At 66.3% G+C, this 11995-nt stretch carries 11 protein-coding genes; 3 read left to right on the top strand and 8 right to left on the bottom strand.

The features are described 5' to 3' along the window. The 6 genes from dut to ACTJI5_RS05450 all read right to left on the bottom strand — a co-directional run bounded on the left by dut (position 1) and on the right by ACTJI5_RS05450 (position 6601). Complete coding sequence (dut, locus tag ACTJI5_RS05475) at positions 1–549, bottom strand: dUTP diphosphatase (RefSeq protein ID WP_440859624.1); 549 nt, start codon at positions 547–549, stop codon at positions 1–3. Beyond that, complete coding sequence (locus ACTJI5_RS05470) at positions 512–1879, bottom strand: bifunctional phosphopantothenoylcysteine decarboxylase/phosphopantothenate synthase (RefSeq protein ID WP_440859623.1); 1368 nt, start codon at positions 1877–1879, stop codon at positions 512–514. Before ACTJI5_RS05470 ends, dut begins: the two co-directional genes overlap by 38 nt. 109 nt (positions 1880–1988) lie before the next feature. Further along, positions 1989–3092, bottom strand: coding sequence for a hypothetical protein (locus tag ACTJI5_RS05465; RefSeq protein ID WP_440859622.1), 1104 nt, complete (start codon positions 3090–3092; stop codon positions 1989–1991). Further along, positions 3089–4213: a glycosyltransferase gene (locus ACTJI5_RS05460; RefSeq protein ID WP_440859621.1), complete on the bottom strand. Its 1125-nt coding sequence runs from the start codon at positions 4211–4213 to the stop codon at positions 3089–3091. The genes ACTJI5_RS05465 and ACTJI5_RS05460 overlap by 4 nt, the downstream gene beginning before the upstream one ends. 109 nt (positions 4214–4322) lie before the next feature. Next, a complete protein-coding gene (gene ubiB / locus ACTJI5_RS05455; protein WP_440859620.1) occupies positions 4323–5867 on the bottom strand; it encodes a 2-polyprenylphenol 6-hydroxylase in 1545 nt (514 codons plus the stop codon). Next, entirely contained in the window at positions 5864–6601 is a 738-nt protein-coding gene (locus ACTJI5_RS05450; RefSeq protein WP_058538694.1) for a class I SAM-dependent methyltransferase, read from the bottom strand. The genes ubiB and ACTJI5_RS05450 overlap by 4 nt, the downstream gene beginning before the upstream one ends. A 93-nt stretch (positions 6602–6694) precedes the next feature. Here ACTJI5_RS05450 and mutM point away from each other — a divergent pair, with 93 nt between their 5' ends. The 3 genes from mutM (at position 6695) to dnaA (ending at position 9822) form a co-directional block, all read left to right on the top strand. Next, positions 6695–7504 carry a bifunctional DNA-formamidopyrimidine glycosylase/DNA-(apurinic or apyrimidinic site) lyase gene (gene mutM, locus ACTJI5_RS05445; protein WP_440859831.1) on the top strand — a complete coding sequence of 270 codons (810 nt, stop codon included), beginning with the start codon at positions 6695–6697 and terminating at the stop codon, positions 7502–7504. A gap of 187 nt (positions 7505–7691) precedes the next feature. Beyond that, positions 7692–7955 (top strand): 30S ribosomal protein S20, encoded by a 264-nt coding sequence (gene rpsT / locus ACTJI5_RS05440; RefSeq protein ID WP_037514171.1) that lies wholly within the window; start codon positions 7692–7694, stop codon positions 7953–7955. Between the two features lie 502 nt (positions 7956–8457). Further along, positions 8458–9822 carry a chromosomal replication initiator protein DnaA gene (gene dnaA, locus ACTJI5_RS05435; RefSeq protein WP_440859619.1) on the top strand — a complete coding sequence of 455 codons (1365 nt, stop codon included), beginning with the start codon at positions 8458–8460 and terminating at the stop codon, positions 9820–9822. Between the two features lie 302 nt (positions 9823–10124). On the opposite strand, the gene ACTJI5_RS05430 is transcribed toward dnaA, so the two are convergent. Continuing rightward, entirely contained in the window at positions 10125–10826 is a 702-nt protein-coding gene (locus ACTJI5_RS05430; protein WP_058538696.1) for a DUF4136 domain-containing protein, read from the bottom strand. 170 nt (positions 10827–10996) lie between these two features. Beyond that, positions 10997–11995 (bottom strand): tryptophan--tRNA ligase, encoded by a 999-nt coding sequence (trpS, locus tag ACTJI5_RS05425; RefSeq protein ID WP_058538697.1) that lies wholly within the window; start codon positions 11993–11995, stop codon positions 10997–10999.

Here is an 11995-nt window from a genome sequence, read left to right as displayed (position 1 = left end):
CTAGTCGACCGGCCGCCGCAGCTTGATGCCCGACAGCGAAGCGAGGCCCGCCATGTCCGCGGTCTCGTCGACCGCATCGCTCTCGACCCCCGTCGATCCGAAACCGCCCGCGCCGCGCACGGTCTCATCAAGCGTCTCGACCTCGGCAAAGGCCGCGCGCTGGACGGGCGCGGGGACGAGCTGCGCGATCCGGTCGCCGCGCTTGATCTCGAAACTCTCGTCGCCGAGGTTCGCGAGGATCACTTTCACTTCGCCGCGATAGTCGCTGTCGATCGTCCCGGGCGTGTTGAGGCAGGTGACGCCATGTTTGAGCGCGAGGCCCGAGCGTGGACGCACCTGGACCTCATAACCGGCCGGGATCGCCATTGCGAAGCCGGTCGCGACCGCGTGGCGTGCGCCGGGGCGCAGCGTCAGCGTCTCGGCCGCGACGACGTCCATTCCCGCCGCGCCATCGCTGGCATAGGCGGGCAGGGGCAGGCCGCCGCCGTTGGGCAGCCGCTGGATGGCGATCTCAATCTCTTTCAAGCGGTGCGCGGGTGTCGAGCTCATCGGCGATCTTTTCCATCAATTTGCGGGCGACGGCCTGTTTGGGAAGCCGGTCCCAGCTGTCTACCCCGTCTTTGCTAACGATATGCACCCGGTTGCTTTCGCCGCCCATCGGGTCGGCCGCGACGTCGTTCGCGACGATCCAGTCGCATCCCTTGCGCGCAAGCTTGGCCTCGGCATGCGCGATCACGTCGTTGGTTTCGGCGGCAAAGCCGATCAGCAGTTTGGGGCGTTCGGGCGATTTGGCGAGGCCGGCGAGGATGTCGGGATTTTCGGCGAGCGCGAGCGGGGGAACCTGCCCGCTGCCGTCCTTCTTGATCTTTTGCACCGCAGTGTCGGCGGCGCGCCAGTCGGCGACCGCGGCGACCATGATCGCGGCATCGACGGGCAGGCTTTGCTGCACTTCGGCGGCCATCTCGACCGCGGTCTCGACATCGACGCGGATCACGCCGGGCGGGGTCGGCAGCGGCACGGGGCCGGCGATCAGCAGCACCTCGGCGCCGGCTTCCGCGGCGGCGGCGGCAATCGCAAAGCCCTGCTTCCCGCTCGACCGGTTGGCGATGTAGCGTACCGGGTCGATCGGTTCGTGCGTTGGCCCCGCGGTGATCAGGATGCGGCGGCCATAGAGCGGGCGGTGATTTTCGTCGGCGAAGTCGGGCTGGCCGCTCAAATCCCCCTCCCGCCGGCGGGAGGGGTTAGGGGAGGGCATGTCGGCGGATGAGCGAGAGTCGTCTAATGGTAAGTTTGACGACGCAACAGGCCCTCCCCCGCCCCCTCCCGCAAGCGGGAGGGGAGAAGAAAGCGCCGCATCGATCGCTTCCTTGATCGCGGCGGGTTCGGGCAGGCGGCCCGGGCCATATTCGCCGCACGCCATCTCGCCCTCGTCGGGTTCCATCACGGTCACGCCATCGCCGCGCAAGGTCGCGATATTGCGGCGCGTTGCGGCGTGCAGCCACATTCGCACGTTCATCGCGGGCGCCGCGAGCACCGGCTTATCGGTCGCGAGAAGCAATGTCGTCGCGAGGTCGTCGGCGATCCCCGCCGCCATCTTCGCGAGAAGATCGGCGGTGGCGGGCGCGACGACGACCAGATCGGCCTCGCGGCTGAGCTGGATATGCCCCATCTCGACCTCGTCCTTGAGGTCGAAGAGGTCGGTATAGACCTTGTTCTCGCTCAATGCCGCGAGTGTCAGCGGCGTCACGAACTGCTCGCCCGCGCGCGTGATGACGCAGCGCACGACATAGCCCGCCTTGCGCAGCAGGCGGACGAGCTCGATCGATTTATAGGCCGCGATGCCGCCGCCAATGATCAAAAGAATGCGCGGAGCGGACATCAGCGGTGGCAAGCCTGCCGCGAGCGGGCGGCGATCGACTGGGTTTGATTCATCGCCGTCTCCTTCGCGCATCAGTTATGCGCTTCCTCGCTTCAGTTCAAGCGGACGCCTAAATCGCAGCAGCGGGAATCGCGCGCATCGGCTGTCGCAACAATCGTATTAGAGCGGTCAGCGCGGCGGGTGCGAAGGCGAGGCCGACGAACAATGTCGGCGTGACGAGCATCGCCCAATAGAAATTGGCGGGGCGCGCAAAGAGCATCAGCAGCGCCGCATAGCCGAGCTGGATCAGCAGCACGGCGAGCCCGAGCCGCGAGCGCCATGCCGCCCAGCCGAGCAGCGCGAGCGGCACGAGCAGCGCGCCGACCCATCCCGCAAAAAAACGCAGCAGCGACGATGCCTGGACGAACGACAGATAGGCGATCCAGCCGCCCTGTCCGTTCCAGCCCTGGCTCGCGGCGTCGGCGGGGGTCGTCACCGCCGCCAGCGCCGCGATATGCGCCGCGAGGCCGGCCGCGAAGCATAGCCCGACTGCCAGCCAGCCCGCTGCGGCGCGCCAGTCGCGATCGATCAGCGCGAAAAGCCCGAACAGCATCGCTACGGGAAGTATCGTCTCGCGGATCGCGAGCGCTGCGGCGACGATCGCCATGGTCCACCACGGACGGGCGGGGCGATAGAGCGCAAGCGCGAGCGCGAGGAGCACGCCCGCCGCGGCTTCGTGGATGAACAGCCACTCGCGCGCGGCGAGCTGCGTCAGGTTGGCCGCGACGAATAGCGCGCCGACCGCGGCGTAGCGGGGGAGCGCGGGCTCGGTCCGCAGCCGCCGATACCAGGCAAGGATGGCCGCGCCGCCGATGACGAGGAAGAGCAGCATCGCCTTCCGTTCGCCCAGCGCGGCGACGATATAGGCCAGCGCCGGCAAACGGACCGTCACAAAGGGGCGCAGCGGATAATCGCCGGCGCGGTGTTCGGCGGCGGCCGCGGCGTAATAGGCTTCGCCCGCATCGACCCGCGCCGCGATGCGCGCGTAGAGCGCATGATCGCCGACGAGGCCGTCGAATTGCGCCGACGTGGGCTTTGCGACCGCGACATGCTCGCGGCCGACACCGCCCATCACACCCCAGATCATCAACAGCGCAAGCAGGCCCAGCATCGCCGCCGCGACGGGGCGCGAAACCCCGGCGAAGCGGTTCCAGCCCGGTGCGCGCGTCGTCATTTGCGCCATGTGAGCGCCGACGACATCGCGAAGTTCCAGATCGCACCGACCAGCACGCCCGCAACCCCCGCCACCCACCAGCGCTCGTCATGCCCGGCCATCCACGTGCCGATGCCGATATTGGCGACCGCGCCGAGCGCCGAAATCGCATAGAAGCTGGCAAGGCCGCCGACCAGGCGCCAGCCCTTGAGCTTGCGGTCGGCGTAGGTGAAGCTGTTGTTGAGGAAGAAGTTGAACGCGATAGCGGTGATCACGGCGCTGGTCTGCGCGGTGACAAAGGCGCTGCCGGTGCCAAGGATCGTGCGCAGGACGGCGAGGTGGACGAACACGCCGAGCCCGCCGACCATCAGGAATTTGAGCAGGCGGACGGGGACGAAGCGGCCGATCGTCTTGTCGGCGATCAGCTCGGCATATTCGGCGATCACGCGCGCGCCGATCTTGCTCTCGCCCGCCTCGCGGGTGCGGAATTGATAGGGGATTTCGGCGACTTTCAGCGGCGTCGGGCTCGACGCCAAAATGTCGATCAATATCTTGAAGCCGATCGCCGAGAGGCGCGGCAGCGCGCGTTCGAAGGCATCGCGGCGCACCGCGAAAAAACCGCTCATCGGATCGGACACGTCGGTGCCGAGCGCAATCTGCCCGGCGCGCGTCGCGAGTCGGCTCATCCGCGCGCGGTCCCTGTCCCAGTCGCCGATCCCGCCGCCCGCGACATAGCGCGTGCCGACCGCGATATCGGCGCCGCCCGCGATCGCATCGATCAGCTGCGGCAACGCGTCCTCGCTATGCTGGAGGTCGCCGTCCATCACCGCGACCACGGGCGCGGCGGTCGCCAAGATACCCTCGACCACCGCCGACGACAGCCCGCGCCGCCCGACGCGCTGGACGATGCGCACATGCCGCGATCCGCGGCCGATGCGGCGCACCAGTTCGCTCGTCCCGTCGGGCGAATTATCGTCGACGAAGACGACTTCCCAGCCGCGCCCCGCGAGCACGACCGAGAGTTTTGCGATCAGTTTTTCGACATTGGCGGCTTCGTTGAGCGTCGGCACCACGACCGCCACCTCGAGAGGCAGGCTGTCGACCGGCAGGATCTTGTCGGCAATCAGGATGTCGTGGCGCATGAAACCTCGGTTCTGTCCGGATTTCACGTCCGGGTTGGTCGAGGTCCACGCTTAACGATTTAAGGTAAATGTCCGGTAACCAGCTAATTCCCGGCCCGATGAACGAGGGTCAGCCCAGCCAGTTCAGGATGCCGGCGCCCGCCGCGGCGCCCGCGAGCGCGGTCAGCGCATAGCGCCACCAGCGCTTTTTCTCGCCCACATCCCACATCAGCGCGATGTCGGGCAGCGGCGGGGCGGGCGGCGCGGCGCCTTTCTTCGGCAATTGCGCGTCGAGGCGGCGGATGATGTCGGGGATCAGCGCCAGCGTCTTGCCCTGTTCGCGCAAACCGTCGGCGAGCGCGGCCTCGGGCCCAAGCTCGTCGCGAATCCATTCGCTGACGAAGGGCCCCGACACGTCCCACATATTGATCTTCGGATTGAGCATCGTCGCGACGCCCTCGACCATCACCATCGTTTTCTGGAGGAGGAGGAGGTGCGGCTGCGTCTGCATGTCGAAATCGCGTGTGATCGCGAACAGCCCGTCGAGCATCTGCCCGACGCTGAGTTCGCTCACCGGCTTGCCGCGCATGGGTTCGCCGACCGCGCGGAGCGCCGTCGCGAACTCCTCGACATTATGATAGTCGGGCACATATTGCGCTTCGAAATGGATTTCGGCGACGCGGCGATAATTGCCCGTGGTCAGGCCATAGAGGATCTCGGCGAGCCAGTAGCGCGCCTGCCGGTTGATCCGCCCCATGATGCCAAAGTCGACCGCGGCGATCGTGCCGTCGGCTTTCACGAACAAATTGCCCTGGTGCATGTCGGCGTGGAAGAAGCCTTCCGCAATGGCTTGCCGCAGGAAGGCGTTGACGAGGTTCGCCGACAATTTTTCCATGTCGTGCCCCGCGGCAATCAGCTGCTCGCGGTGCGAAATCTTGATCCCGTCGATCCAGTCGAGCGTCATCACGCGGCTCGCGGTGCGGTCCCAGTCGATCGCGGGGACCTGATAAGTCGGCACCCCGACCATCGCGTCGGCGAGTTCGGACGCCGAGGCGGCCTCGCGGCGCAGGTCGAGCTCGCGCAAGGTCCAGCGGCGGAAATTGGCGATCACTTCGCGCGGGCGCAGCCGCGTCGCTTCGCCGCCGAGCGCCTCGAGATGCGCCGCCGCCCATTCATATGTGTCGATGTCGCGCGCGAACTGCTTGTCGATGCCGGGGCGGCGGACTTTCACCGCGACCTTGCGGCCGTCGGTCGTGACCGCGCGGTGGACCTGCGCGATCGAGGCCGAGCCGACGGGTTCGGGATCGAATTCGCTGTAGAGGCTTTCGAGCGGCGTTTCGAAGACCGCCTCGATTTCCTGCTTGATGCGGTCGAAATCGACGGGCGCGAGTGCGTCCTGCAGGCTCAGCAAATTGCGCGCCGCTTCTTCGCCGACAAGGTCGGGACGCGTCGCAAGCGTCTGGCCGAGTTTCACCGCGGCGGGGCCGATCGCCTGAAATGCGGTGGCATAGTCGGGGATTTTCGGCTGGATCGTGCCCAGCCGTGCAATCCGGCACAGACGCTTCACCCCCGCCGGCGTTTCGGGCGCAGCTTCGATCCCGCGCAGCGCACCGTGGCGCGCGAGGATGCGGCCCCATTTCAGCAGGCGCATTATGTGGATGACGGGACGGGTCAAGCTTTCCACCCGCTGTGGATCGCGACGAGGCCGCCGAGGATCGGCTCGACCTTCACCGCGGTGAAGCCGGCGTCGCGGATCATCTGCGCAAATTTGGGCATCGGCGGGAAGCGGCGGATCGATTCGATCAGGTAGCGATAGCTGTCCTCGTCGTCGGCGATCAGCTTGCCGAGCTTGGGGACGAGGTGGTGCGAATAGGCGTCATAAGCCTGCGCGAAGCCCGGCCATTCGTTCGTCGAAAATTCGAGGCAGAAGAAACGCCCGCCATAGCGCAGCACGCGGTGCGCTTCCCTGAGGGCCGCCGGGATGTCGGTGACGTTGCGGATGCCGAAGGCGATCGTATAGGCGTCGAAAAACTGGTCGGGGAACGACAGTTTCTCGGCATTCTGTTCGGACCAGACGAGGCTGTCGATGCCGCGTTCGGCCGCGCGTTCGACGCCGACGCCGAGCATGTCGGGGTTGATATCGGCGACGGTGATGCTCGCGCCGAAGCGCTCCATGCGAAAGGCGATGTCGCCGGTGCCGCCCGCCATGTCGAGGATCGTCTCGCCCTCGCGCGGCTTCACGCGGCGCACGAAGCGATCCTTCCACAGACGGTGCATGCCGCCCGACATCGCGTCGTTCATGATGTCGTATTTGCGCGCGACGCGGCTGAACACCTCGCCGACCATCGCGGTCTTCTCGCCCGCGGGAACCTGTTCATAGCCGAAGCTGACGGTGTCGGGAGTGGCCATGGAGTGCGCGCCTTTGCGGGGAGATGGTGTGTTGCGTCGGCCTTTAGCCGGGCCTTGCCGTGCAGGCAAATGGCGCGTAGCCCGATGCGCGATATGCCCGAATTGCCCGAAGTCGAAACCACCGTCCGCGGCCTCGCGCCCTTCCTCGAAGGCCAGCGGCTGACCGCGGTCACCACGTTCCGGCCCGACCTGCGCCGGCCCTTTCCCGCCGACCTTGCGCAGCGGCTCACCGGCGCGACGGTCACGGGCCTGTCACGCCGTGCCAAATATGGCGTCATCTCGACCGACCGGGACGATCATATGATCTTCCATCTCGGCATGTCGGGGCGCTGGCGGACCGAAGGCGGCGAGGCGGGCAAGCACGATCATCTGCTGCTCGAAACCGCGGGACACCGGCTGTTCCTCCACGATCCGCGGCGCTTCGGGTCGGTCGACCTCGTCAGCGGCGATCCGCTGACGTTGTTCCCGGCGTTCGTGACGCTGGGTCCCGAACCCTTGTCCGAAGCCTTCGACGCCGCCTATCTCGCGAAGGCGCTTGCCGGGCGCCGCGCGCCGATCAAGGCGATGCTGCTCGACCAGACGCTCGTCGCGGGGCTCGGCAATATCTATGTGTGCGAAGCGCTCAACATGGCGCGCATCGCGCCGACGAAGCCCGCGGCCGATGTGGCCAGGGCGAAGCTCGCGGCATTGGTGCCCGCGATCAAGGAGGTGCTGATCGCGGCGATCGCGGCGGGCGGCTCGACCTTGCGCGATTTCCTCAGCCCCGAGGGCGATCTCGGCTATTTCGCCAAGGACTGGCGCGTCTATGGCCGCGAGGGCGAGGCTTGCGAATGCGGCGGGACGATCGCGCGGATCGTCCAGAGCGGGCGCTCGACCTTCTTTTGTCCGAAATGCCAGCGGTAATGCGTGTGCTTTCCCGCAATAGGCATTGACCAAAAGGGCCAAGCTGGCTATGCGCGCACCCTTCGAGCAGGGTCCGGGTTACCGGAACCGGCCGTATCCGGACATTGATTCGCCTGTTTGCGCGATTCGGCTGCTCCGGTGACGCTGCGCTCCGACTGACTTAGACCGTTTGGAAACCGAGGAATTTATGGCCAATACGCCGCAGGCAAAAAAGCGCATCCGCCGCAACACCGCGCGCACCGTCGTGAACAAGAATCGCGTTTCGCGCATCCGCACGCTGGTGAAGAAGGTCGAAAACGCCGTCGCCGCCGGCGATAAGGACGCGGCCGCGACCGCACTCAAGGCGGCGCAGCCTGAAATGGCGCGCGGCGTTGCCAAGGGTGTGCTCCACAAGAACACCGTGGCGCGCAAGTTCTCGCGCCTGACCAAGAGCGTGAACGCGATCGCCTGATTCGCTTCGTCCCGAAAGGGAACAAAAAGGACCCGCTGGCTTCATGCCCGCGGGTCCTTTTTTGCGTCGGATATTGTGACAGCGCGATGGCAATAGTGTTGCAGCGCGGTAAGTGACGGATTTACGGCGATTCGTTGTTTGGTCACCGGAATGTCATATTTAAACTGTTGAAAATCAGTCATAAAATGACGTTCTGGCGCGATTCCGGCCCCCCTGTTGAGTCAAGATTTTTATTTCAGTATTTTTACACGGCCAGACCTTGATCGACTCGGCGCGGCCTGACTAGACAGGGTGCGTCGTCGGCCTTCGCCGGTGGCCGCCACATCGACATGATTCGCATCTTCTCGGGCTATCTGCCCCGGATAGTATGCCTGCGTCCTGCGCAGGCGACGAATCGGCGCGTGGTCGGCCGCCCGATCGTGCGGCGCGCGGGGACCTGAGGGGGCGGCACGGCGTGATAGAAAGCAGCAATCGGCATGGATATGACGCAAAGGGCGGAGCAATGAGCGGTGATGCCGCGACGCTCTGGCCGCGCGTGGCCGAAGGGCTGCGCCGCGACCTTGGCGTGCGTACCTTCGATCATTGGCTGAAGCCCGTGCGTTTTGCCGACTATTGCACGCTGTCGGGCGTGGTGACGCTCGAAACCGTCAGCCGCTTTTCGGCGAACTGGATCAACGAGCGTTTCGGTGACCGGCTCGAACTCGCATGGCGCCAACAGCTGCCCGCAGTGCGCGGCGTCACGGTGCGCGGCGGCGCTGCCGCCGACGATCGCGCCACGGTGCTCGCAGCCTCGCCGTTGCCGAGCTTTGACGCGCCGCCGTCGGCACCCGCCGCCAATCCCGCGCTGCTGGGCTTCGACCCGCGCCTGTCGTTCGACCGCTTCGTCGTCGCGCGCAGCAACATCCTCGCCGCCAACGCCGCGCGCCGCATGGCGATGGTCGAGACGCCGCAGTTCAACCCGCTCTATCTCTGCTCGGGCACCGGGCAGGGCAAGACGCATCTCCTGCAGGCGATGGCGCAGGATTATGCCACGGCGCACCCGACCGCGAACATCATCCTGATGTCAGCGGAAAAATTCATGCTCGAATTCGTCGGCGCGATGCGCGGCGGCGACATGATGGCGTTCAAGGCGCGGCTGCGCGCCGCCGACCTGCTGCTGCTCGACGATCTGCAGTTCGTGATCGGCAAGAATTCGACGCAGGAAGAACTGCTCCACACGATCGACGACCTGATGACCGCGGGCAAACGCCTCGTCGTCACCGCCGACCGACCGCCGGCGATGCTCGACGGGGTCGAGGCACGCCTGCTCTCGCGCCTGTCGGGCGGGCTGGTCGCCGATATCGAGGCGCCCGAGGATGATCTTCGTGAACGCATCATCCGCCAGCGGCTGACCGCGATGCCGATGGTCGATGTTCCCGACAATGTCGTCGCCTATCTGGTCAAGCATTTCACGCGCAACATCCGCGAACTCGAAGGTGCGCTCAACAAGCTGCTCGCTTACGCCGCGCTCACCGGCACGACGGTCGATATCGCGCTCGCCGAAGACCGGCTGGCCGAAAATGTCCGCACCGCGCGCCCGCGTATCACGATCGACGAGATCCAGCGCGCGGTCTGCGCGCACTACCGGCTCGACAAGTCCGAAATGTCGTCGAAGCGTCGCGTTCGCGCGGTCGCGCGCCCGCGCCAGGTCGCGATGTATCTCGCGAAGGAACTCACCCCGCGTTCGTACCCCGAAATCGGGCGCCGCTTCGGCGGGCGCGACCATTCGACGGTGATCCATGCGGTACGCACGGTCGAGGCACTGCGCGTCGCCGACAGCGAGCTCGACGCCGAGATCGCGGCGATCCGGCGCAGTCTCAACAGCTGATCCACAGACTTATCCCGGGGTTGTCCCCGGGGTTATCCACATCGTCGCGGGCCGTGAGGTCCGCTTTGGGGTGGTGAGCGGACGTTGCTTCCCTACCCTTCGTCATCCCGGACTTGATCCGGGATCCCCTTTTTGAGGCATCGGCTGGCTCCGACCTCAAGCGGGACCCCGGATCAAGTCCGGGGTGACGAGAGTGTTGGAGTCCGCAACCGGTCGAAAGCGGATATCGCTTTGATGCCAACCAAAAAAAGGCCCGCCTTCCTTTCGGATGGCGGGCCTTTTGCTTTGGCTTGCGAGGCGGTTCAGCCCTTTTCGGGCGGCGCCACCGTGATCCGCACCCGCTCGCCCGAATTGCCGGGGAAGCCGGTGAACATCGCCTCGACGAGGTTCGGGACGAGCGCCTGCAGATTATTGTCGCGCGACTGCGCCTCGGCATGACCTTCGAACAGGCGCGAGCCGTCGGCGGCGCGGTTGATCTGGAGGTTCAGCCCGCTGGTGTAGACGGTGTAGCTGCTGACGTCGTTATAGCCGCCCCATCCCGGGCCGAACCCGCCCCACAGGAACGGGTCGCGATAGCCATAGACATAGCGGCGCCCGCCGCGGCCGCTGACGATCACCGGGCGATAGAAGCCGCGGCCATAATAGCCGCCGTAACCGCCGTACCAGGGGTCGCCGAAGCCGGGGCTCGACACGACGCGTTCGCGGCCCTTGTCGACGCCATAATCCATGCGGACGATCAGGTCGGCGCGTTCGCCATTCGCCGCGGGGCGATAGCCATAGCGCGTCAGTTCGCCGGCGACGAGATTGGCATAATGCCCGAACTCGATGCCGCCCTGCAGCGCGGGGTTGCTCGCCTCGACGGTGAAGCTCTGGCCCTGCGGTGCGGGAAGCTGCGTCTGGAAGCGCGCGACATCGGCCTTGAACGGCGTCGCGCAACCCGCGAGCGCGAGCGCCGCGCCGGTCATCGCGGCCAGACCCAGCCGCCTAAGATTCATCTTGCTCATCGTCTTGGCTCCGTATTCGGGAAGCGCATATAGCCGCGCTCTCGTACCATAGACTACGCCGGTGCGACTTAACCTTGGTTGAACTCGTTTCATCGCATGGCGGTTCCACGACCCGATATGGGGTCGCGCGCCGCAAAAACAAGAAATTTCGCCTGCGAAACAGCGCGCTGTCAGCGGCACAGCCCCAGCGCGGCATAAGCCGCGTCGAGCGTCGGCTTGGCGAGCGCCGATGCGCGCGCCGCACCGGCCTCGAGCGCCGCGTCGATCGCCGCCGGGTCGGACTTGAGTTCGTTCAGCCGCGTCGCGATCGGGCGCAGCGTTTCGACGAGCAGTTCGCCGAGCGCGGGCTTGAACGCGCCGAAGCCTTGCCCGGCAAAGCGCGCGAGCACCTGATCGACGCTTTCGTCGGCCATCGCGGCATAGATGGCGACCAGATTGCGTGCCTCCGCGCGCCCTTCGAGCCCCGCGGCCTCGGACGGCAGCGGCTCGGCGTCGGTCTTCGCCTTGCGGATCTTCGCCATGATCGTGTCGGCGTCGTCGACGAGGTTGATGCGGCTCGCATCGCTCGGGTCCGACTTCGACATCTTCGCGCTGCCGTCGCGCAGGCTCATGATCCGCGCCGCCGCCGCCGGGATCGTCGGTTCGGGCAGGGTGAAGGTCTCGGTGGCCGTGTCGAGGTTGAACTTGGTCGCGATGTCGCGCGCGAGCTCGAGATGCTGCTTCTGGTCGTCGCCGACGGGCACATGCGTCGTCTGATAGATCAGCACGTCGGCCGCCTGCAGCACCGGATAGGCGAACAGCCCGACGCTCGCGCCCTCGCGGTTCTTGCCCGACTTTTCCTTGAACTGCGTCATCCGGTTCAGCCAGCCGATGCGCGCGGTGCAGAAGAGCAGCCACGCGAGCTCGGCGTGCGCGGGAACGCGCGCCTGGTTGAACAGGATCGATTTCGCGGGGTCGATCCCTGCGGCCAGCAACGCCGCCGCCATTTCGCGCGTGTTCGCGGTCAGCTCGGCGGGGTCGTTATAGACGGTGATCGCGTGCAGGTCGGCGAGGAAATAGAGCTTTTCGCCCGGCATCTCGTCCTGCATGCGCACCCAGTTGCGGATCGCGCCCAGATAATTGCCGAGATGCAAATTTCCGGTGGGCTGGATGCCCGATAGCGTCCGCAT

The sequence above is a fragment of the Sphingopyxis sp. 22461 genome (genome assembly GCF_052044915.1).
Lineage (GTDB): Bacteria > Pseudomonadota > Alphaproteobacteria > Sphingomonadales > Sphingomonadaceae > Sphingopyxis.
The sequence above is the reverse complement of the archived record's forward strand: the minus strand, read 5'-3'. Positions and strand labels throughout refer to the sequence as shown.